The 20187-nt window shown below is 64.0% G+C and carries 21 protein-coding genes and 1 pseudogene; 17 read left to right on the top strand and 5 right to left on the bottom strand.

Translation table 11 applies throughout. From position 1 onward, the window contains the following. Window positions 1-22 precede the first annotated feature (22 nt). From pheS to GQO94_RS08720, 9 genes are all read left to right on the top strand, one after another. On the top strand, window positions 23-1117 hold the full coding sequence (gene pheS, locus GQO94_RS08760) for a phenylalanine--tRNA ligase subunit alpha (protein ID WP_156840766.1): 1095 nt from the start codon (window positions 23-25) through the stop codon (window positions 1115-1117). Window positions 1118-1133: 16 nt separating this feature from the next. Continuing rightward, a complete protein-coding gene (gene pheT, locus GQO94_RS08755; RefSeq protein ID WP_156840765.1) occupies window positions 1134-3548 on the top strand; it encodes a phenylalanine--tRNA ligase subunit beta in 2415 nt (804 codons plus the stop codon). After that, window positions 3545-4426 carry an aldose 1-epimerase family protein gene (locus GQO94_RS08750; RefSeq protein WP_156840764.1) on the top strand — a complete coding sequence of 294 codons (882 nt, stop codon included), beginning with the start codon at window positions 3545-3547 and terminating at the stop codon, window positions 4424-4426. Before pheT ends, GQO94_RS08750 begins: the two co-directional genes overlap by 4 nt. 10 nt (window positions 4427-4436) lie before the next feature. Beyond that, on the top strand, window positions 4437-5186 hold the full coding sequence (locus GQO94_RS08745; protein ID WP_156840763.1) for an SDR family oxidoreductase: 750 nt from the start codon (window positions 4437-4439) through the stop codon (window positions 5184-5186). 40 nt (window positions 5187-5226) lie between these two features. Beyond that, on the top strand, window positions 5227-6765 hold the full coding sequence (locus tag GQO94_RS08740) for a peptide chain release factor 3 (protein ID WP_156840762.1): 1539 nt from the start codon (window positions 5227-5229) through the stop codon (window positions 6763-6765). Window positions 6766-6809: 44 nt separating this feature from the next. Continuing rightward, entirely contained in the window at window positions 6810-7514 is a 705-nt protein-coding gene (locus GQO94_RS08735; RefSeq protein ID WP_156840761.1) for an endonuclease/exonuclease/phosphatase family protein, read from the top strand. 149 nt (window positions 7515-7663) lie between these two features. Further along, complete coding sequence (locus GQO94_RS08730; protein WP_156840760.1) at window positions 7664-8002, top strand: P-II family nitrogen regulator; 339 nt, start codon at window positions 7664-7666, stop codon at window positions 8000-8002. 286 nt (window positions 8003-8288) lie between these two features. Beyond that, entirely contained in the window at window positions 8289-8627 is a 339-nt protein-coding gene (locus GQO94_RS08725) for a P-II family nitrogen regulator (RefSeq protein ID WP_156840759.1), read from the top strand. A 29-nt stretch (window positions 8628-8656) separates the two neighbouring features. Beyond that, complete coding sequence (locus GQO94_RS08720; protein ID WP_156840895.1) at window positions 8657-9991, top strand: ammonium transporter; 1335 nt, start codon at window positions 8657-8659, stop codon at window positions 9989-9991. A 149-nt stretch (window positions 9992-10140) separates the two neighbouring features. On the opposite strand, the gene GQO94_RS08715 is transcribed toward GQO94_RS08720, so the two are convergent. Beyond that, window positions 10141-10572, bottom strand: coding sequence for a TIGR01244 family sulfur transferase (locus GQO94_RS08715; protein WP_156840758.1), 432 nt, complete (start codon window positions 10570-10572; stop codon window positions 10141-10143). 274 nt (window positions 10573-10846) lie between these two features. Here GQO94_RS08715 and GQO94_RS21245 point away from each other — a divergent pair, with 274 nt between their 5' ends. From GQO94_RS21245 to queC, 6 genes are all read left to right on the top strand, one after another. Next, window positions 10847-11599 (top strand): cold-shock protein, encoded by a 753-nt coding sequence (locus tag GQO94_RS21245; protein ID WP_156840894.1) that lies wholly within the window; start codon window positions 10847-10849, stop codon window positions 11597-11599. Window positions 11600-11730: 131 nt separating this feature from the next. Then, window positions 11731-12927 carry an aspartate aminotransferase family protein gene (locus GQO94_RS08705; protein WP_156840757.1) on the top strand — a complete coding sequence of 399 codons (1197 nt, stop codon included), beginning with the start codon at window positions 11731-11733 and terminating at the stop codon, window positions 12925-12927. Continuing rightward, the gene (argF, locus tag GQO94_RS08700; protein ID WP_156840756.1) at window positions 12924-13853 is read left to right on the top strand and encodes an ornithine carbamoyltransferase; all 930 of its coding nucleotides are present in this window, start codon (window positions 12924-12926) and stop codon (window positions 13851-13853) included. The genes GQO94_RS08705 and argF overlap by 4 nt, the downstream gene beginning before the upstream one ends. After that, a complete protein-coding gene (gene hslO, locus GQO94_RS08695) occupies window positions 13850-14767 on the top strand; it encodes an Hsp33 family molecular chaperone HslO (protein ID WP_198045891.1) in 918 nt (305 codons plus the stop codon). Before argF ends, hslO begins: the two co-directional genes overlap by 4 nt. Window positions 14768-15000: 233 nt before the next feature. Continuing rightward, window positions 15001-15264: a hypothetical protein gene (locus tag GQO94_RS08690; RefSeq protein WP_232332837.1), complete on the top strand. Its 264-nt coding sequence runs from the start codon at window positions 15001-15003 to the stop codon at window positions 15262-15264. A 48-nt stretch (window positions 15265-15312) separates the two neighbouring features. Next, complete coding sequence (gene queC / locus GQO94_RS08685; RefSeq protein ID WP_156840755.1) at window positions 15313-16002, top strand: 7-cyano-7-deazaguanine synthase QueC; 690 nt, start codon at window positions 15313-15315, stop codon at window positions 16000-16002. Between the two features lie 107 nt (window positions 16003-16109). On the opposite strand, the gene GQO94_RS08680 is transcribed toward queC, so the two are convergent. The 4 genes and pseudogenes from GQO94_RS08680 to GQO94_RS08665 all read right to left on the bottom strand — a co-directional run bounded on the left by GQO94_RS08680 (window position 16110) and on the right by GQO94_RS08665 (window position 18723). Beyond that, the gene (locus GQO94_RS08680; protein ID WP_156840754.1) at window positions 16110-17222 is read right to left on the bottom strand and encodes an OmpA family protein; all 1113 of its coding nucleotides are present in this window, start codon (window positions 17220-17222) and stop codon (window positions 16110-16112) included. 191 nt (window positions 17223-17413) lie between these two features. Continuing rightward, window positions 17414-17752, bottom strand: a complete 339-nt coding sequence (locus tag GQO94_RS21375) for a DUF2793 domain-containing protein (protein ID WP_198045889.1) — start codon at window positions 17750-17752, stop codon at window positions 17414-17416. Between the two features lie 61 nt (window positions 17753-17813). Continuing rightward, window positions 17814-18269: pseudogene (locus tag GQO94_RS08670) on the bottom strand (terminase large subunit domain-containing protein); the annotation flags it as partial. After that, complete coding sequence (locus tag GQO94_RS08665; protein WP_156840752.1) at window positions 18256-18723, bottom strand: hypothetical protein; 468 nt, start codon at window positions 18721-18723, stop codon at window positions 18256-18258. The pseudogene GQO94_RS08670 and the gene GQO94_RS08665, both read right to left, overlap by 14 nt. A 197-nt stretch (window positions 18724-18920) precedes the next feature. Here GQO94_RS08665 and GQO94_RS08660 point away from each other — a divergent pair, with 197 nt between their 5' ends. Together GQO94_RS08660 and GQO94_RS08655 are read left to right on the top strand one after the other, a co-directional pair. Further along, window positions 18921-19559, top strand: a complete 639-nt coding sequence (locus tag GQO94_RS08660; protein ID WP_156840751.1) for a YqaA family protein — start codon at window positions 18921-18923, stop codon at window positions 19557-19559. Window positions 19560-19686: 127 nt separating this feature from the next. After that, the gene (locus GQO94_RS08655) at window positions 19687-19971 is read left to right on the top strand and encodes an usg protein (RefSeq protein ID WP_156840750.1); all 285 of its coding nucleotides are present in this window, start codon (window positions 19687-19689) and stop codon (window positions 19969-19971) included. Window positions 19972-20187 lie beyond the last annotated feature (216 nt).

Genomic DNA, 20187 nt, shown 5'->3' with positions numbered 1-20187 from the left:
TCGCGGGAATGACGATTCGGGGATGAATGTGATCGATAGCAATCAGGTGATCGAACGGATCGCCCTCGCCGCCACCGCCGAGGATGTCGAAGCGCTGCGCGTGGAGTTTCTCGGCAAGCAGGGCTCGATCTCGGGCCTGCTCAAGACGCTGGGCAAGATGACGCCCGAGGAGCGGCAGGTCGAAGGCCCGAAGATCCATGCGCTGCGCGAAACCGTGACCGAGGCGCTGGCCGCGCGCAAGGCCGCGTTCGAGACGGCCGCGCTCGAAGCCAGGCTGGCGTCGGAAACCATCGACCTTTCGCTGCCCGCGCCCGATGGCCCTCGCGGTACGGTGCACCCGATCAGCCAGGTGATGGACGAACTCGCCGAGATTTTCGCCGACATGGGCTTCGCGGTCGCCACCGGTCCCGAGATCGAGGACGACTGGCACAACTTCACCGCGCTCAACATGCCGGAAAGCCATCCGGCGCGCGCGATGCACGATACCTTCTACTTCCCGGACCGGGACGAGAAGAACCGCGAGATGCTGCTGCGCACGCACACATCGCCGGTGCAGATCCGCTCGATGATCCAGCAAGGCGCGCCGCTGCGCGTGATCGCGCCGGGCCGGGTCTACCGTTCGGACAGCGATGCGACGCACACCCCGATGTTCCACCAGATCGAGGGCCTCGTGATCGACAAGGGCATCCACCTCGGCCACCTCAAGTGGACGCTGGAAACCTTCCTCAAGGCCTTCTTCGAGCGCGAGGACATCGTCCTGCGGCTGCGGCCCAGCTACTTCCCCTTCACCGAGCCTTCGGTCGAGGTCGATGTCGGCTATTTCAACGAAGGGGGACGCCGCGTGGTTGGCGGCTCGGGCGATGCGCCGGGGCATGCCTGGATGGAAGTGCTCGGCTCGGGGATGGTCAATCGCCGCGTGATCGAGTTCGGCGGGCTCGATCCCGATCAGTGGCAGGGCTTTGCGTTCGGCACCGGCGTCGACCGGCTCGCCATGCTGAAATACGGCATGGACGACCTGCGTGCCTTCTTCGACGGCGACGTGCGCTGGCTGTCGCACTACGGCTTTTCCGCTCACGACGTTCCGACCCTGTCGGCCGGCGTCGGCACCCCCGCTTGAGCAGGGACGACACGACATGAAATTCTCGCTTTCCTGGCTCAAGAGCTACCTCGAAACCGACGCTTCGCTCGAAGAGATCGCCGCCAAGCTCAACGCCATCGGCCTCGAAGTCGAAGGCATCGAGGATCCGGCGGAGAAGCTTGCCGGCTTCCGTGTCGCCAAGGTGCTGACGGCGGATCGTCATCCCGATGCCGATAAGCTGCAAGTGCTCACGGTCGATACCGGCGATGGCGCGCCGCTTCAGGTGGTTTGCGGTGCGCCCAATGCGCGCGCGGGGATGACCGGCGTGCTCGGCCTACCCGGCGCCGTGGTTCCGGCGAACGGCATGGTGCTGAAGAAGTCGGCGATACGCGGTGTCGAATCGAATGGCATGATGTGCTCGGTGCGCGAACTCGAGCTGGGCGAGGAGCATGACGGCATCATCGAATTGCCGGGCGATGCTCCCGTCGGTACCAGCTTCGCGGACTATCACGGCGCCGATCCGGTGATCGATGTTGCGATCACGCCGAACCGGCCCGACTGCATGGGCGTCTACGGCATCGCCCGCGATCTTGCGGCGGCAGGGCTGGGTACGCTCGAGCCGCTTCCCGAGGTCGAGGACCTGACGACGTTCGATTGCCCGGTCGAGATCCGCACCGACGATTCCGAGGGCTGCCCCGCCTTCTACGGCCGCGTCGTGCGCGGCGTGAAGAACGGGACCTCGCCGCAGTGGCTGCAGGACCGGCTCAAATCCGCCGGGCAGCGCCCGATTTCGGCGCTGGTGGATGCGACCAACTATCTGATGCTGAGCTATGGCCGTCCGGCGCATGCCTACGATCTCGCGAAACTGACCGGCGCGGTCGTGGCGCGGCGCGCGCGCGACGGAGAGACGGTGCAGGCGCTGAACGAGAAGACCTACACGCTCGACGGTGAAATGACCGTGATCGCCGACGACGCCGGCGTCCATGACATCGCCGGCATCATGGGCGGCGAACACTCGGGCTGCACCGAGGAGACAACCGATATCCTGCTCGAGATCGCCTACTTCGATCCCGAGCGCATCGCGCGCACCGGTCGCAAGCTGAACCTCACCTCGGACGCGCGCCAGCGCTTCGAGCGCGGCGTCGATCCGGGTTTCCTCGGCCTCGCGATGGAGCAGCTGACGAAGCTCGTCCTCACGCTGTGCGGTGGCGAGGCTTCGGATGTGGTGATCGCCGGCGCTGCGCCCGATGTTCCGAAAATCGTGCATTTCGCCCCGGCGCTGACCGAAAAGCTTGGCGGCGTGGCGGTCGAGGCGGGCGAGCAGAAGCGCATCCTCGAAAGCCTCGGCTTCTCGGTCGTCGGCGAAGAGGCAAACTGGGACGAGAGCTGGGCCGTGACCGTGCCCGGCTGGCGACCGGACATCGACGGCGCAGCCGATCTCGTCGAGGAAGTCGTGCGCATCCATGGTCTCGAGAACGTCGCCAGCGTGGCGCTGCCGCGCGCCGATGGTGTCGCGCGCCCGACCGCCACCCCGGCGCAGAAGCTGGAACGCCGCGTGCGCCGCGCGGCTGCGGCGCGGGGTCTGCACGAGGCGGTGACCTGGTCGTTCCTTCCCGAAGCCGAGGCCGACGCTTTCGCGCAAGGAAATGGCGGCGTCTGGACGCTCGCCAACCCGATCAGCGAGGACATGAAGGCGATGCGCCCCTCGCTGCTGCCGGGGCTGCTCTCGGCCGCCAAGCGCAACCTCGATCGCGGTGCGACCGCGCTGCGGCTGTTCGAGATCGGCCGCCGCTATCTGCGCGGGGAAGGCGGCGCGAGCGACGAGAAGCTGACGCTCGGGCTGGTGCTCGCAGGCGACAAGACGCCGCGCGGCTGGGCGACCGGCAAGGCGGCTGCGTTCGATGCCTACGACGCCAAGGCCGAAGTGCTGGCGCTGCTCGCCGAGGCCGGCGCGCCGGTCGATAAGCTGCAAGTGATGGGCGAGGCGGGGCCGCAATTCCATCCGGGGCAGTCGGCGACCTTGCGGCTCGGCCCCAAGAACGTGCTCGCCCGCTTCGGCATGCTGCATCCGTCGACCGCGAAGCAGTTCGACATCGAGGGGCCGGTGGCACTGGCCGAAATTCATCTCGATGCCATCCCCGCGAAAAAGGGCGCCGCGAGCTTTGCGCGCACGGCTTATGCGCCGCCCGCACTGCAAGCGGTGACGCGGGACTTCGCGTTCCTCGTGCCGGTCGAGGTGCCCGCGGGCGATCTCGTGCGGGTGGTGCAGGGCGCGGACAAAGCGAACATCGTCTCTGCCCGGCTGTTCGACGATTTCCGCGGCGCGGGCATTCCGGAAGGCCGCAAGTCGCTGGCGATCGAAGTGACGCTGCAGCCGCTCGAGAAGAGCTACAAGGAGGACGACCTCAAGGCGATCTCGCAGCGCGTGACCGAGGCGGCCGCCAAGCTGGGTGCCGAGCTGCGCGGATGAGCGGTCTCGTTGCCATCGGGACCAGCGATCTCACCGCGCGGATCAACCCGCTGGGGGCGGAACTGTGGTCGCTCGTCGACGCGCAGGGGCGCGAATACATGACCGATGCCGATCCGAGGTTCTGGACCGGCCATGCGCCGGTGCTGTTCCCGATCGTCGGCGAACTGCGTGGCGGCATGTATTCGCTCGACGGCAAGGAATACCCGCTGACGCGGCATGGCTTCGCGCGCCGCTCACACTTCGAACTGGTCGAGCATCGCGATGATCTGACGCGCTTCCGCCTGACAGACAGCGCCGAAACCCGCGCGGTCTATCCGTTCGCCTTCGTGCTCGAACTGACGTTCCGGATTGACGGCATGCGGCTGAAGCTGGAAGCCTCGGTGCGCAATCCCGGTGACGCGCCCCTGCCTTTCAGCTTCGGCTTCCACCCCGCCTTCGCCTGGCCGCTGCCGGACGGCGGGGAAAAGCTGGCGCACCAGATCGTTTTCGCCTGCGACGAACCGCTCGACATCTGGCGGCTCGATGCCAATGGTTTGATCGCGCATGACGAGAGTTCTCCCATCGTGGGCGATCGTTTGTCGCTGCGCCCCGAGCTGTTCGAGGACGATGCGATGATCCTCGATGACTTGCGCAGCCGCCACTTGCGCTATGAAAGCCAATCCGGAGCCCCGCGCATCGAAGTGGCCTTTCCCGACACGCCTTATCTCGGCATCTGGCAGAAGCCCGGCGCGGGTTACATCTGTATCGAGCCGTGGCAGGGGCTGGCCGATGATGCCGATTTCACCGGCGACTTTCGCGAGAAGCGCGGGATCGTCAATCTGCCGCAGGGCGAGGTCCACACCATGCGCGTGGACATGACCGTGGTGACCGCTGACTAGGAGCCTGACAATGAAAACCGCGCTCGTGACCGGGGCGACCTCGGGAATTGGCGAGGCCTGCGTCCGCGCCTTCGCCGCCGCCGGCTGGCGCGTGATCGGCACCGGGCGCCGCGAAGACCGGCTCCAGGCGCTGTGCGACGAATTGGGCGCCGACGTCTTCCACCCTTGCGTCTTCGACGTGCGCGACGAGGCCGCGCGCGACCGCGCATTGGAGGGGCTGCCGGAGGCTTTCGCGGGCATAGACTGCCTAGTGAACAATGCGGGCCTGGCGCTTGGGCTGACCGATGCGCAGGAGGCCGATCTCGACGATTGGCGCACGATGATCGACACCAACGTTACCGCGCTCGTTTCGATGACGCACAAGCTGCTGCCGGGGCTGATTGCGCGCAAGGGGGCGATCGTGATGCTGTCTTCGGTCGCCGCGACCTATCCCTACACCGGCGGCAACGTCTACGGCGGCACCAAGGCGTTCGTGCGCCAGTTCGCGCTGGGATTGCGGTCGGACTTGTCGGGCACCGGGGTGCGCGTCACGTCGATCGAGCCGGGCATGGTCGAGACTGAATTCACCACCGTGCGCAACGGCGGCGATCAGGCGGCGTCGGATGCGCTCTATGCGGGGGTCAATCCGCTGACCGGCCAAGACATCGCCGAGATGGTGCTGTGGGTCGCGAGCCAGCCGCCGCACGTCAACATCAACGCGATGGAAGTGATGCCGGTCAACCAGAGCTTCGCAGGCTTCAAGGTCGCGCGCGAGACCTAAGGACGTTGCGGCCCGGCGCCGGTGGTCCTAAGTGCGCGCGATGACCAATTCGCGGCGCACCTTCGCCATCATTTCGCATCCAGACGCGGGCAAGACCACGCTGACCGAGAAACTGCTGCTGCAAGGCGGCGCGATCCACCTTGCCGGGCAAGTGAAGGCACGCGGAGCCGCGCGGCGCGCGCGCTCGGACTGGATGAAGATCGAGCAGCAACGCGGTATCTCGGTCACCAGCTCGGTCATGACCTTCGAGCGTGCCGATGCGGACGGCAACGTGATCACGTTCAACCTGCTCGATACGCCGGGGCACGAGGACTTCTCCGAAGACACCTATCGCACGCTGACCGCGGTCGATTCGGCGATCATGGTGATCGACGCCGCCAAAGGCATCGAGCCGCAGACGCGAAAGTTGTTCGAGGTGTGCCGCCTGCGCTCGGTCCCGATCATCACCTTCATCAACAAGGTCGACCGCGAAGGGCGCGCCTGTTTCGATCTGCTCGACGAAGTCGCGGACATGCTCGCGCTCGATGTCTGCCCGATGTCGTGGCCGGTGGGCATGGGCGGTCTGTTCCAGGGGATCATGGACCTCGAATCGGGACGGGTCAGCCGCCCCGAGGGAAATTCCAAGGAATTCCTCGGCAAAGTCGATGAGGACGCGGACTTGCCCGAGGAGGTCGCTGAGGAAATCGAACTTGCCAAGATCGGCTATCCCGAATTCGATCTCGAAGCCTATCGCGGCGGCGACCTGACCCCGGTCTATTTCGGATCGGCGCTCAAGAACTTCGGGGTGATCGAGCTGATCGAGGCAATCTCGGCTTATGCCCCACCGCCGCGCCCTCAGCCGGCGGACGGCGGCGAAGTGACGCCCGATCGCAAGGACGTGACCGGCTTCATCTTCAAGGTGCAGGCCAACATGGACCCGCAGCACCGCGATCGGATCGCCTTCATGCGGCTGGTCTCGGGCACCTTCAATCGCGGCATGAAGCTGACGCCCTCGGGCCTCGGCAAGCCGATCGCGGTGCATTCGCCGATCCTCTTTTTCGCACAGGATCGCGAACTGGCCGACACGGCGGAGCCGGGCGACATCATCGGCATCCCCAACCACGGCACGCTGCGCGTGGGCGATACACTGTCGGAAAAGAACGACGTGCGCTTCACCGGCCTGCCCAATTTCGCGCCGGAGATCCTGCGGCGAGTGGCGCTGCGCGATCCGACCAAGACCAAGCAGCTGAGGAAAGCGCTCGACGATCTGTCCGAAGAAGGCGTGATCCAGGTGTTCTATCCCGAGATCGGCGCGCAGTGGATCGTCGGCGTGGTTGGCCAGCTTCAGCTCGAAGTGCTGATTTCGCGGCTGGAGGCGGAATACAAGGTCGAAGCGATGCTCGAAGCCTCGCCCTTCGATACCGCGCGCTGGATCACCGGCGATGCCAAGGCCTTGCGCGACTTCGCCGATTTCAACAAGATGAACCTTGCCAAGGACCGCGACGGAGATCCGGTCTTCATGGCGAAATCCGCCTGGGATGTGAGCTATCAGCAGGAACGCAACCCGGACCTCACGTTTAGTGGAACCAAGGAACGCTGAGCCGTGGGCTGCCCGCCGCCCGGCCGGTCGGTTAGAGGCATCGCATGGAAGTAACGTTCGCCAGCTACAACATCCACAAGGCGGTGGGGCTCGATCGTAAGCGCGATTCCGATCGCATCCTTGCGATCCTCAACGAAGTCGGAGCCGATGTCGTGGCGCTTCAGGAAGCGGATCGGCGCTTCGGTCGGCGCATGGCGGTGCTGCCGCTCGAAGCCATTCACGAGCGCACGCCTTACAAGCCCGTCCCCCTGACGATGAAGCCCGACAGCCTCGGCTGGCACGGCAATGTCCTGCTGGTGCGTCGCGATATCGAGATCCTCGAAGCGGCGGCCGTTCCGCTTCCCGTTCTCGAGCCGCGCGGCGCGGTGCGGGCGGATCTGGCGATTGGCGGTCAGCGGGTGCGCGTGATCGGGATGCACCTCGATCTTTCCGGTCTCAGGCGGCGGCATCAAGTGAGCAGCGTGCTCGATCACGTGGCATCGTGCGAGGCCCACTACCCGGCGGTGCTGATGGGGGATCTCAACGAATGGGCGACGCGCGGCGGCTGCTTTCGCTCGTTCGATTCCTCTTGGCGCGTCCTTGCACCAGGCCGGAGCTTTCCCTCACGGCGCCCGGTCGCGCAGCTCGACCGCATTATAATTTCGCCGGAGTGGGAGCTTTTGGAAACGCGAGTGCACCACAGTGCGTTAGCAGCGAAAGGTTCTGACCATTTGCCCATTCGTGCGTCGCTGCTGCTGCCTAAAAAGTAGGCAGCTGCACAGCAATCGGGCGCTCATGGCATAATCGCTGCGAGCATTAACGTTGAATCTGTTTAATTATTGCCAAGCCGTAAACTGGCACGCCCTTTGCTTATTCTGTTGCGCCGACGATGGGGGTCGGTAGCTGACAGAGGATTGGCGTGAAATTCATCATAGCCATCATTAAGCCATTCAAGCTCGACGAAGTGCGGGAAGCGCTTGGTTCGATCGGGGTGGCAGGCATGACCGTGACCGAGGTCAAGGGGTTCGGGCGGCAGAAGGGCCAGACGGAGATCTACCGCGGGGCGGAGTACTCCACCAACATGCTGCCCAAGGTGAAGATCGAGGTTGCGGCGCCCGACGTCCTTGCTCCCAAAATCGTCGAGACGATCCAGCAGGTAGCCAGCACCGAGGCGATCGGTGACGGCAAGATTTTCGTGCTCGACCTGGCTTCCGCCGTGCGCATTCGCACCGGCGAGTCCGGAGATACGGCGCTGTGATCGGGCGCTGTGATCGGGCAGGGGCACGTCAGAGATTTGGCCGAAATCAGTAACATACTGATTTGCTTAGAGAGTTTAGCGGGGGTCGGGTCATTCTCTCCTCTCCTCCAGACCCGCTCCCGCTACACGGTGTTCCTCCTGCGAACACAAACTGAATGGGCCGGAGCCAGCCGCTCCGGCCCTTTTTTCCAAAGGGTAGGGGAAGATTTTTGCGAGGCACAGCGAACGTGTCCGCGAATTTTGGGCTCCGGGGTCGCTTCCGCGGCCTGTCAGAAAGGGGGAAGACATGAAATTTGTCGTGGCGATAATTAAGCCATTCAAGCTCGACGAGGTGCGCGAAGCTCTGGCGAGCATTGGCGTAGCGGGGATGACCGTCACCGAGGTCAAGGGGTTCGGACGCCAGAAGGGTCAGACCGAAATCTACCGTGGTGCCGAATACACCACGAACATGCTGCCCAAGGTCAAGCTCGAGATCGCGATCTCGGACGCCATGGAAGCGCAGGTCATCGAAACCATCCAGCAGACCGCGAGCAGCGAAAGCATCGGTGACGGCAAGATCTTCGTCTTCGACATTGGCGCTGCCGTCCGCATCCGCACCGGGGAATCCGGGGAAACCGCGCTGTGATCGGCGCCTTGAACCATGAGGTGAAGACCATGTTTCGCAAGTATCTTTGCGGTGCGGGTGCGCTTGGCGCATCCCTGTTCGCCGCTACGCCAGCCTGGGCGCAGTTGCAGGCCGCCGAAGCCGCTGCCACGCCCGTCGCCAATCCGGGCAACAATGCCTGGATGATGACGTCGACCGTGCTCGTCATGATGATGATCCTTCCCGGCCTCGCGCTGTTCTACGGCGGTCTGACGCGGACCAAGAACATGCTGTCGACGATGACGCAGATCGGCGCCACCGCGGCGCTGGCGATGCTCATCTGGGTGATCTGGGGCTATTCGACCGCGTTCGGTCCCGAAGGCAACGCCTTCTTCAGCTGGGGCAACCTGTTCCTGTCGGCGACGACGTCCGACAGTACGGCGGCGACCTTCTCCGACGAAGTCATCAGCGAATACGTCTTCGTCTGCTTCCAGATGACCTTCGCGGCGATCACCGCGGCGCTGATCCTGGGCGCGACGGCGGAGCGCATGAAGTTCAGCGCGGTGATGCTGTTCGTCCCGATCTGGCTGACGATCGTCTATTTCCCGATCGCGCACATGGTCTGGGCGGGTCAGGGCCTCCTGTTCAACTGGTCGCCTGCCGCTCTCGACTTCGCCGGCGGTACCGTCGTGCACATCAACGCCGGTATCTCCGGCCTGGTGCTCGCGTTCCTGCTGGGCAAGCGTCATGGCTACCCGACCGAGCCGATGCCGCCGCACTCGCTGACGCTGACCATGGTCGGCACCGGCCTGCTGTGGGTGGGCTGGTTCGGCTTCAACGCCGGTTCGGAACTCGAAGCGGACGGCACCGCCGGTCTCGCGATGATCAACACGTTCGTCGCCACCGCTGCGGCCGCCCTCACCTGGATGGTCATGGAGCGTCTGGCCGGTCACAAGGGTTCGGCGCTGGGCTTCTGCTCGGGCGTGATCGCGGGCCTCGTCGCGGTGACGCCGGCAGCGGGCAACTCCGGCCCGTTCGGCGCGATCGTTCTCGGCATTGTCGCCTCGGTGGTCTGCTTCTTCGTCGTTTCGAAGATCAAGCCGGCCATGGGTTATGACGACTCGCTCGATGCCTTCGGCATCCACGGCGTCGGCGGCATCGTCGGTGCCATCGGCACCGGCGTCGTCTACGCGCCTTCGCTGGGCGGCCCCGGCGGTGACGACTTCGTCATGGGCGCGCAAGTGATCACGCAGATCGTCGCGGTTCTCATCGCGGTCGTCTGGGCGGCCGTCGGCACGCTGATCGCGGGCTTCATCACCAAGATGATCACCGGCCTGCGCGTCACTCCCGAAGTCGAGCAGGAAGGCCTCGACATCGGCGAGCACGGCGAGCGCGCCTACAACTGACAGGGTTCGGGTCGACGGAGGCGAGTTCGCTCTCTCCTTCGTCGCATTCGATCTCTCGACGCCAAAGGAAAGGGCCGGAGCAACCGCTCCGGCCCTTTCTCATTGCCCAGACTTGAAGGGTGTTAGCCCCTACCGCTGCACGGCGCGTGTCAGCTTCGGTTTGCGGCGATCATGTCCAGGACTGGCCGGACCGGGCCAACGTCGTATCCCGCGGCCCCCGCCTTCGACGCCAGCTGGTCGGGATCGTCGCCCATTCGCGCGCGGGCCAGGGCCCAAAGCAAAGTCGAGCGCGTACCCGAACGGCAATATGCCAGCACCGGGCCTTTGGCCGACTCCAGGGCCGCGACCATGGCATCGACCTGCCACTGACTGAAACCGGCGTGCGTGACCGGGATCGAGACGTAAGCGATGCCCGAAGCCTGGGCGGCAGCCTCGATTGCTTCGCCTGGAGTCTGGTCATCCGACTCGCCCTCGGGGCGGTTGTTGATGATCAGCTCGATCCCACGGTCCCTCGCTTCCGCCACATCGGCCGGATCGATCTGCGGGCTGACGAGGATGTCGGGATCGATCGTCTTGAACATGGGCGAAATCTCCTGGCTCGATGCGTCATCATCCGATCGGGCGTCACTTGCTGAACGGTACGGCGGCGATAGGCTATCGCGACACCAACACAAGATTCCGCTTCGCGCGCAATCGCAACTATTTGTGGTCGCAAGGGGCGCGAAAAGTGTGTATACCTTATCTCGCAGCAGAGGGCTGATCACGTGTATCGGTTACTCCGACTGTCGCCTGGCGCGATTCGTCCGCGTGGCCGGGCGAACGCTTTTGGGGCGAAGCGAAGGTACGTTCTTAGAAATGGGTTTTGATAGAGGGCGTCGCGGTAGGGGACGCGACAAGCGGGATAGGTTCGGCGAAGAAGAATTCGATCCGTTCTATGGTGGACAGGATCGGTTCGGCGGCGGCGGCGACAGATTCGGCGGTGGCGGCGATCGCCCGGGCGGCGGTTTTCAGGAAGACCGTTTCGGCGGCGGTGGCGGTGGCCCACGCGGCGGTGGCGGCTTTGGCGGAGGCGGCGGTGGTCGCGGCTTCGGCGGTGGCGGCGGCGGCGGTCGAGGTGGCATGCCCGCGCAGGTTGTCGGCCAGGGCAAAGGCACCGTAAAGTTCTTCAACCAAAACAAGGGTTTCGGCTTCATCCAGCGCGATGAGGGCGGCGAAGATGTGTTCGTGCACATCAGCGCTGTCGAGCGCGCCGGCCTCGAAGGCCTGGCAGAAGGCCAGCAGCTCGAGTTCACGCTGGTCGATCGTGGCGGGAAGATTTCCGCTAGCGATCTGCAGCCTGTCGGCGAAGTCATCGCGGTCGAGAAGCGCGAGGCTCCGCAGCGCGAGCTGACCGGCGAGAAGGCCACCGGAACGGTCAAGTTCTTCAACTCAATGAAAGGCTTCGGCTTCATCACGCGCGATGATGGCCAGGCCGATGCCTTCGTTCACATCAGCGCGGTGGAACGCTCGGGCCTTTCCGGGCTGAACGAAGGTGACCGGGTGGAATTCGACATCGAAGTGGATCGACGAGGCAAGTACTCGGCGGTCAACCTCTCAGCGCTCGGTTGATCTTCCCGATCCCTGCGAATCACCGGGTTTGACCCCGGAAGAAGCAGGGCCTAGTTAAGCGCAAATGGCGGTCCCAAGGGCCGCCATTTGTCGTTTGCGAAACGATTGGTTGCGATCAAGAGGCCAAGTACATGTCCATCACTCCCCTCATGCCCGTCTATCCGCGTTGCGATGTGCGTCCCGTTCGCGGCGAGCACTGCCATCTCATCAGCGAGGACGGGCGGCGCTTCCTCGATTTCGCCAGCGGCATCGCGGTCAACGCGCTCGGCCATTCGCACGAGGGGCTGATCGGCGCGATCCAGGCGCAAGCCGCGAAGCTGATGCACGTGTCGAACCTCTACGGCAGCCCGCAAGGTGAGCATCTGGCGCAGCGCTTGGTCGACCTGACCTTCGCGGACACGGTCTTCTTCACCAACTCAGGCGCGGAAGCGGTGGAATGCGCAATCAAGACCGCGCGGGCCTATCACCAGAACAGCGCTGATGGCGATCACGACCGGCACGAACTGATCACCTTCAACAATGCCTTTCACGGCCGCACGCTGGGAACGATCAGCGCTTCCAGCCAGGAAAAGATGCACAAGGGCTTCGCGCCCTTGATGCCTGGGTTCCGCTATGTCGACTTCAACGATCTGGACGCGGCGAAGGCGGCGATCGGGCCCAAGACCGCCGGCTTCCTGGTCGAGCCGATCCAGGGCGAGGGCGGCATCCGCATCGCAGACGAAGCCTTCCTGAAGGGACTGCGCGATTTGTGCGATGCACACGATCTGATCCTGGTCGTCGATGAGGTGCAGAGCGGCGTCGGTCGGTCCGGCACCTTCTATGCTTATGAGCAATACGGCTTCGTGCCGGACGTCCTGGCGACGGCGAAAGGCATCGGGGGCGGCTTCCCGCTCGGCGCTTGCCTGGCGACGGAAAAGGCCGCGCGCGGCATGGGCATCGGCACGCACGGATCGACCTACGGCGGCAATCCCTTGGCGATGGCGGCCGCCGAAGCCGTGCTCGACGTGATCGCCGACGAGGCCTTCCTGAAGGATGTTCGCGCGAAAGGCGAAAGGCTGCGCGGCCGGATCGAACAATTCATCGGCAACTACCCCGACTTGTTCGAGGGCGTGCGCGGCCGCGGCCTGTTCATCGGCATCAAGTTGAAGACCGAGCCGCGTCCGTTCGTGGCGCACATGCGCGACGAGCACGGTCTGCTGACCGTGGCGGCTGGGGACAACGTGGTGCGTATCCTGCCACCGCTGGTGATCGACGATAGCCACATCGACGAGTTCATGAACAAGCTCTCGGCAGCGGCGGCAGACTACGCGGTCGAGGCTGCAGCATGAACGTGCGGCATTTTCTCGGCCTGCAGGATGCAGGCGGCGATGCGCTTGCCGCGATGATCAACGACGCGATCGATCGCAAGGCCGCTCGCGCGGGCAAGCCCAAGGGCACCACCGACAGCGACGCACCGCTCTCGGGTCATACGCTGGCGATGATCTTCGAGAAGAACTCGACTCGCACGCGGGTTTCGTTCGACATGGCGATCCGCCAGCTTGGTGGCACGGGCATCATCATGGAGGCCGGGAGCATGCAGCTCGGCCGCGGCGAAACGGTTGGCGATACCGCGCAGGTTCTCAGCCGCATGGTCGATGCGATCATGATCCGCACCGACGACCATGCCAAGATCGAGGAATTGGCGCGTTATGCCGAAGTTCCGGTGATCAACGGGCTGACCGACCTCTCCCACCCGTGCCAGATCGTCGCGGATCTGCTGACCGTCGTGGAGCGGGGGTTTGCCCTGCCTGGGCTTCAGGTCGCCTGGCTGGGCGATGGCAATAATGTCGCGAATTCGTGGATCGAAGCGGCGGGGCTGATGAAGTTCACGCTTCGCTTGGGCGGACCCGAGGGGTACGAGCCCGATCCGCAATTTGTGGACAGGGCCAGGCAGGCCGGGGCCACGATCGAGGTCGTTCGCGATGCGAAGGAAGCCGTGCGCGGCGCCCAGGTCGTCGTGACCGACACTTGGGTCTCGATGGGGCAGCCGGGCGGCGAAGCGCACGTGGCGGCCCTGCAGCCCTATCAGGTTAATGCCGAGCTCATGGGTCTTGCCGATCCTTCTGCCGTGTTCCTGCATTGTCTGCCCGCGCACCGTGGCGAAGAAGTCACGGCAGACGTCATTGACGGTCCACAGTCCGCGATCTGGGACGAGGCCGAAAACAGGATCCACGCGCAGAAGTCGGTCCTGTTGTGGACGCTGGGCAGATTGTGAGCGACGAGTACCTGATCGAGCAGGACGAAACCGGCTTCGATCGCGTTCTGTCATTCTCGGTACCCGATCGTGACGTGCGTGGCCGAGCCGTTCGGCTCGGGCCGGTACTCGATCATGTCCTGTCGGCGCATGACTACCCGCAGCCTATCCGGCACGTCATGGCCGAAGCGCTGGTTCTGACCACTCTGATGGGGTCCTTGCTGAAGGACGAAGCGAGCCAGCTCACCTTCCAGATTCAGGCCGAAGGCGGCACGGTCGACTTTCTGGTGTGCGATTTTCGCGATGGCGATGTGCGCGGGTACTTGCGCTACGATTCGGAAAAGATGCACGAGCAGGGTAGCAACGCCAGCGTCGCATCGACATTCGGGACCGGCTACCTCGCGATCACGTTCGATCTCGCCACGTCCGGCGAGCGCTATCAAGGCATCGTGCCGCTCGAAGGAGACACGCTGAGCGGCGTCTGCGAGCGCTACTTCGAGCGCTCCGAGCAAATCCCGACCTTGATCCGCGTCGCCGTTCGGTCCGAAGGCGGGAATTGCGTCGCTGGTGGCATGCTGGTCCAGCACTTCCCGGATGGAGAAGAGGGCAAGGAGCGACTGCACGTCAAATCCGAAGGCGCGATCGCGCCGGATTGGGAGCATATCGTCGCGCTGGCCGGATCGGTCCGTTACGCGGAACTCGTCGATCCTGCCCTCTCGATTGAGTCGCTGATCTGGCGGCTCTTGCACGAAGAGCGGGAAATCCGCGTCGGAGCCACCCACACGATCCGGCGGGGATGCCGCTGCACTGTCGAACATTATCAGTCGGTCCTCACCCAGTTTCCGGAAACGGAGCGGGCCGACATGCGCGATCCTGATGGACGCATCCCCGTGGAATGCGAATTCTGTTCGAAAGTCTTCCGGATAGACGCCTGAGCCAGCCGACGATCCCGGCGCTTGGAAGTCTGAGGCGTCGGTGGTATTTCGCGCCCATGCAGAAAATTGGCAATTCAACCGTCTGGTCGCGCAGAGGTGCTGTGGTCATGGCCGCGTTTGCCCTTGGCATCGGCATGCTGGCCTTACCGAGTTCGGCACAGCAACCGGCAGCAGCGAACGTACTGGACCGCTTGAAGAAGGGAGAGTGGGAGATCCGGTCCAGGGACTCCAGTATGCGCCCGCGACGGACGTGCCTGGGTGATCCCAAAAGCCTGATCCAGTTGCGTCATGCCGATGTGCCTTGCGATCGCGTGACCGTCTCCCAGAGCGCCGACGAGATTACGGTGCAGTACATGTGTCATGGGCGGGGCTATGGTCGGACGCATATCCGTTTCGAGAACGAAGCGCTGGTCCAGATCGACAGCCAGGGGATCGAGAACGGGTTGCCGTTCGCGTTCACTGCGGAGGCCCGGCGCATGGGCCGCTGTTCGCGGTGACTGGCGTGGTGGTGCATCTCGGGTCCGATAGTTTGGGAGTAGCCTGCCGTGTCTAAGCCGGGCGAAGGCGAAAGCGCAGTCGTGCTGCTATCGGGCGGTCTCGATTCGATGGTCGCGGCCGGCATGGCGGTCGAGGCCGGGTATCGCATCAACGCGCTCACGATCGACTACAACCAGCGCCATCGCCGCGAGATCGACGCCGCGAAAGCGATTGCCCGGACGCTCGGGGCGCAGCGGCATATCGTTCTGCCGCTCGATCTGTCCTTGTTCGGCGGTTCCGCGCTGACGGCCGACATCGCCGTGCCCAAGGACGGTGTGGGTGAGGAAATTCCGGTGACTTACGTGCCGGCCCGGAATCTCGTTTTCCTGTCCCTGACGCTGTCCTGGGCCGAAGCCATTGGCGCCGGACACATCTTCATCGGAGTGAATGCGCTCGACTATTCGGGCTATCCCGATTGCCGGCCGGAATTCATCGCGGGGTTCGAGAAGCTGGCGCGGCTGGCGACCAAAGTTGGTGCCGAAGGCGGTGCGGTCCAGATTCATGCGCCGCTGCAGTTTCTCGGCAAGGCGGACATCGCCAAAGAAGCCGACCGGCTGGGTCTGGACCCGGGGATGAGCTGGTCCTGCTACGATCCCGGCGCCGACGGGCGGGCCTGCGGTCTTTGCGACAGTTGCCGGTTGCGCAAGGAAGGCTTCGCGAAGGCGGGTCTTATCGATCCGACCGAATACGCCGCTTAGGACATTCGGCGCGCACTTTGCGCCCGCCTCGATCTTTCGATCACTGACAAAAAGAAAGGGGCCGGATTTCTCCGGCCCCAATCTTATTTCGAACGTCGAAGTTCGACTTACATGCCCGAACCCGGACCGTAAGTGATCTCGACGCGACGGTTCTGGAGTTCGCGAACTCCGTCAGCCGTCGGAACCCGCGGGTTCGATTCACCGAACGCCTGGCTCGAGATCGCGCCATCGGGGATGCCGCGAGCCGACAGGTAGCTGCGAACCGAAGCGTTACGACGCTCGGACAGACCCATGTTGTACTGCGTCGTGCCCGAACGGTCGGTGTAACCGGCCAGCATGATCGGAACGTTGTCGCAGCTGCCGTAAGCGCTGACCGCACTGTCGAGAATGGTCGAAGCTTCGGGCGTGATGTCCGACTTATCCCATTCGAAGAAGACGATGTACGGGCCCTTGTTGCAGACCATCTCGGCCGGCGGCGGGGGCGGCGGAGGCGGCGGGGGCGGCGGGGGCGGCGGCGGGGGCGGCGGAGGCGCAACGTCACCACCGAAGTTGAAGATCAGGCTGCCCATCGCCGAGTGCGAACGCCAGCGCGTTTCAGCGTCACGACCGGCGCTGTCGACAAGCTTGATGTTGTCGACGTTGTGGAAGCGATACTTGATGCCGACGTCGATGCTATCGGTGAGCGGAGCGCGAACGCCCGCGATGACCTGCCATGCGAAGCCGCTGTCCGTATCGTCCAGGAAGCCCGGACCGGCACTGGAAAGCGAAGCATCGTAGTCGACACGGCTGATGCCGGCACCACCGCCGACGAAGCCCTGGATGCCATCATCGTCGCCGAAGTCGAGCATGCCGTTCACCATGAACGACAGGACGCTCGCGTCGCCGCGAATGTTCGAATAATTGCCAGTGAGGAGCTGGGTCGTGGCGAGACCGGGAATCCCGGGCGCAACCACCGTCAGGTCGTCATTGTCTGCCATCCGGTAGCTGGCTTCGGCTTCCAGACGGAAAGCACCGAAGTCATAACCGAGAGCAGCACCACCATCGACGCCATATTCCGAATCAAGCGTGGCGGCATTTTTCACACCACCAAAATCGATTTCCGAGTCCTCGACAATCATCGGACCGAAATCGAGTTCGAGATACCAGCTATCATCGCGCGCCAAAGCGGGCGTGGCGACAGCGGTCGAAGCCAACGCCATCCCTATGACGAGTTTCCGCATTACGTTTCCCCTATTGAGAGATATGGAGCCACCGAGTGTCGGGGTATCTAACCCCTCTACAATGACCGTGCAAGCGACCTTTGACTGGGAGTGTTGCAACAATGTCGCGTTTTCGGGGGCTTGTGACGTATTAATAAAGCCAAATCGCTTCTTTGTCGGCACAAATTCTATCCCTGAACACGCCAACTGCATTACGCCGCAGGCAAAAGTCCCAAGTCCGTGAGGGCCGAGATCAAATCAGCGATCGCGGCTCGGGCTTGAGGGTCAACAGTCGAACCTCCAAATGGTTCCTGAACTGGTTCCACACTGACCCAGCCTTGCGAATAAAAAAGCTCCTGACCGCGTGACCGGTCGAAAATTCGCATGCCTTCCCGTGGCGCAATATAGATCCATTGCCCGGCCTGGCGACAAGCGAGCTGGGCGTCCCGCCCGGCCCATTGATCGATGGCGGACGGGGCGATGAGCCAGCATTCGCCGTCTTGCGGGTCTGCCGGCGGACCGTCGATCTCCGCTTCGATTGCCCCGTGCACAAGCGCATCGAGGATTACGTGCGCCTCATTGACGAAGACTTCTTTTTGCGCCTGTCCGGCACGCGTGGCTGTGCTGTGGCCCGCGCAGCATTTCCGGTTCGCCCGCCGAATAGAGCAGCGCCTGCGCGCCGTTGGGCCAGGTCAAGCGCCGCAGTGAGGGCTCGAAATGGGGCCGGCGGGTGGGCGGGCTGATGGCGAGGATGCCGCTTTGCCCTTCCACCATCACCGCGCGTGCTTCGTTCAGCGAGGCCGAGACGAGCGCGATGCGCGCCTCGGGATCACGATGCGCCACTGCCCGGACCCACTCCGCCCCGGCGCGAGTCTTGCCGTAACCTCGCCCGGCCATGATCAGCCAGGTCCGCCAGTCGCCTTCGGGCGGAAGCTGTTCCTTGCGCGCCCACAATTGCCAGTGGGTGCCGATCTCGTCCTGTTCCTTCGCGTTGAACCAGCCGATGAAGCGATCGTACTCGCTGATCTTCAGCTTTGCGATCGAGGTGAGCCGGTCACTCCGGGGCATCGCCGATCCTGCCACCGGCGCGTTTCACTGCGCGCATCCGGTCGATCTTGGCGTCGATCGAGGCGAGTACGGCATCGGCATCGCGGTTTTCGCGCTGCGCCATGGCGCGCGCCGCGCTTTCGCGGTGAAGCATCAGCAGGCGAAACGCGGTGGCGTTGTCGAACGTGCGCTTGCCGCGCTTGGCGCCCGCAGCGGGCTTGATCTCGCCTTCGCGCAAGCGCTGGAGCAAGGTCATTTCCAAGTGCTCGTATCCTTCGAACAGCGCGTCCTGCCACTCGCGCTGAAACGCGGGATCGTTGCGGCGCGCATCGTAGGCCGTGGACGGCGAGATGCCCGCCCGAGCGGCCGACGCCTTGACGTTCGAGCTTTCCGCCAGCGCGGTGAGAAAGGCCTTGCGCCAGTCGGGCGCGTTGCGCGCCGGCACCAGCTGGCGCGACGAGGGACATTCAGCCATCGATGGGCTCGCTCCAGTTGCAGAGGATGGGGGATCGGGGCCGGTCAGCGACTCGGACCATCGCGATGTTCTCTTTGTGTACCCAAATAGCGTCACGCTGTCAAGAACTATAACCAAATAGGTTACGGATCAGCGGACCTTGCCCTTGGCCGCCGTCCTGCCTAAGCACCCATCTGCGACGACCCGGGGGTTCAATCATGCTTCGCCGCCTTTACGACTGGACTCTCGCCAAGGCTGCGCATCCGCATGCCTTGTGGTGGCTTGCGGTCTTCGCTTTTCTCGAGGCCAGCTTCTTTCCGGTGCCGCCGCATCCGCTCCTCGGCCTGATGTGCCTGGCCGAACCGCGCAAGGCCGTGCGCTTCGCCGCCGTTGCAACACTCGGGTCGGTCGCCGGTGGATTGCTGGGCTACGCCATCGGTTATTTCGCTTACGAAGCCTTTGGCGATGCGCTGCTGCGCGCGCTCGGTCTGGCCGAAAGCTTCCCTAAGGCGGCCTGCTACTTGCGCGAATACGGGGCCGAGATCATCATCGTGAAGGGCGCGACGCCCATTCCGTTCAAGCTGATCACCATCACTGCAGGCTTCATCGGCATGAACCTGCTGGTCTTCCTGGGAGCCAGCCTGATCTCGCGCTCGATCAGTTTCATGATCGTGGGCGTGCTGTTCCGCATGTTCGGCGCGCCGATCAAGGCCGTGATCGACAAGCATCTGGGCAAAGTCACCATCGCGTTCGTGGCGCTGGTCATTGCCGGGTTCCTGGCGATCACTCTGCTCGGCGGCGGCGGCGAGAACGCCAGCGAGAAGTGCGACATGGCCGCCAGCGCTACTGCAGGCTGAGCCGGCTCGCGATGGCCAGGCGGCATTCGCGGTTTGCCGCAAGATTACGGTTACTTGACAGTAACGGTTCGTGTGGCATTCTTCTTCGCGCTGCACTGCAACAAACAGAGCGGTGCGAAGGAGGGCTATGGGAAGTCTTGCGCGCGCTAGCGACGATTTCGTCCGGCAGATCGAGGGCTACGGCTTGACGACAGTCGAAATCCACTACCACCTGCCGGACTATCCCACGCTGCTGCAGATGTTCGCCTTTCAGCAATACGACGAAGCGCCGACCTTCCCGATCCTGAAGAAATTCCTCGAATACTGGAACCGCGAGATCGAAGGCCCGCTCCACTCGGTCCGCGTCGCGCACAAGCGCCTCATCGGCCCGCAGGAATGGCGTGCGATCGATGGAGTGATCTCGATCCACTAGGCGGTGTGGGCCGGCCGACGGTTTTCGCTTCGCCATCAACGGCAGAGGCGGGTGGCGAGAATGATCGCGACCCGCGTCACCTCACCCATTCGTCATTCCCGCGAACACGGGAATCTAGGAGCAACACGTGCACGAGAAGTACCGCTCCCCCCGCCGCACTGGGAACTGGCCGAACTGTAGAGCCGACCCGTCGCAGACTGGATTCCCGCGTTTGCG

Origin of the sequence: Novosphingobium aquimarinum (genome assembly GCF_009746585.1) — a bacterium.
Taxonomy (GTDB): Bacteria; Pseudomonadota; Alphaproteobacteria; order Sphingomonadales; family Sphingomonadaceae; genus Novosphingobium; species Novosphingobium aquimarinum.
The sequence above is the reverse complement of the archived record's forward strand: the minus strand, read 5'-3'. Positions and strand labels throughout refer to the sequence as shown.

What these genes read in the sequence shown, in the direction of transcription:
- pheS (WP_156840766.1), top strand. Translation starts at nt 23, where the DNA reads ATGAATGTGATCGATAGCAATCAGGTGATCGAACGGATCGCCCTCGCC.
- pheT (WP_156840765.1), top strand. Translation starts at nt 1,134, where the DNA reads ATGAAATTCTCGCTTTCCTGGCTCAAGAGCTACCTCGAAACCGACGCT.
- GQO94_RS08750 (WP_156840764.1), top strand. Translation starts at nt 3,545, where the DNA reads ATGAGCGGTCTCGTTGCCATCGGGACCAGCGATCTCACCGCGCGGATC.
- GQO94_RS08745 (WP_156840763.1), top strand. Translation starts at nt 4,437, where the DNA reads ATGAAAACCGCGCTCGTGACCGGGGCGACCTCGGGAATTGGCGAGGCC.
- GQO94_RS08740 (WP_156840762.1), top strand. Translation starts at nt 5,227, where the DNA reads ATGACCAATTCGCGGCGCACCTTCGCCATCATTTCGCATCCAGACGCG.
- GQO94_RS08735 (WP_156840761.1), top strand. Translation starts at nt 6,810, where the DNA reads ATGGAAGTAACGTTCGCCAGCTACAACATCCACAAGGCGGTGGGGCTC.
- GQO94_RS08725 (WP_156840759.1), top strand. Translation starts at nt 8,289, where the DNA reads ATGAAATTTGTCGTGGCGATAATTAAGCCATTCAAGCTCGACGAGGTG.
- GQO94_RS08720 (WP_156840895.1), top strand. Translation starts at nt 8,657, where the DNA reads ATGTTTCGCAAGTATCTTTGCGGTGCGGGTGCGCTTGGCGCATCCCTG.
- GQO94_RS08715 (WP_156840758.1), bottom strand. Translation starts at nt 10,572, where the DNA reads ATGTTCAAGACGATCGATCCCGACATCCTCGTCAGCCCGCAGATCGAT.
- GQO94_RS21245 (WP_156840894.1), top strand. Translation starts at nt 10,847, where the DNA reads ATGGGTTTTGATAGAGGGCGTCGCGGTAGGGGACGCGACAAGCGGGAT.
- GQO94_RS08705 (WP_156840757.1), top strand. Translation starts at nt 11,731, where the DNA reads ATGTCCATCACTCCCCTCATGCCCGTCTATCCGCGTTGCGATGTGCGT.
- argF (WP_156840756.1), top strand. Translation starts at nt 12,924, where the DNA reads ATGAACGTGCGGCATTTTCTCGGCCTGCAGGATGCAGGCGGCGATGCG.
- GQO94_RS08690 (WP_232332837.1), top strand. Translation starts at nt 15,001, where the DNA reads ATGCGCCCGCGACGGACGTGCCTGGGTGATCCCAAAAGCCTGATCCAG.
- GQO94_RS08680 (WP_156840754.1), bottom strand. Translation starts at nt 17,222, where the DNA reads ATGCGGAAACTCGTCATAGGGATGGCGTTGGCTTCGACCGCTGTCGCC.
- GQO94_RS08665 (WP_156840752.1), bottom strand. Translation starts at nt 18,723, where the DNA reads ATGGCTGAATGTCCCTCGTCGCGCCAGCTGGTGCCGGCGCGCAACGCG.
- GQO94_RS08660 (WP_156840751.1), top strand. Translation starts at nt 18,921, where the DNA reads ATGCTTCGCCGCCTTTACGACTGGACTCTCGCCAAGGCTGCGCATCCG.
- GQO94_RS08655 (WP_156840750.1), top strand. Translation starts at nt 19,687, where the DNA reads ATGGGAAGTCTTGCGCGCGCTAGCGACGATTTCGTCCGGCAGATCGAG.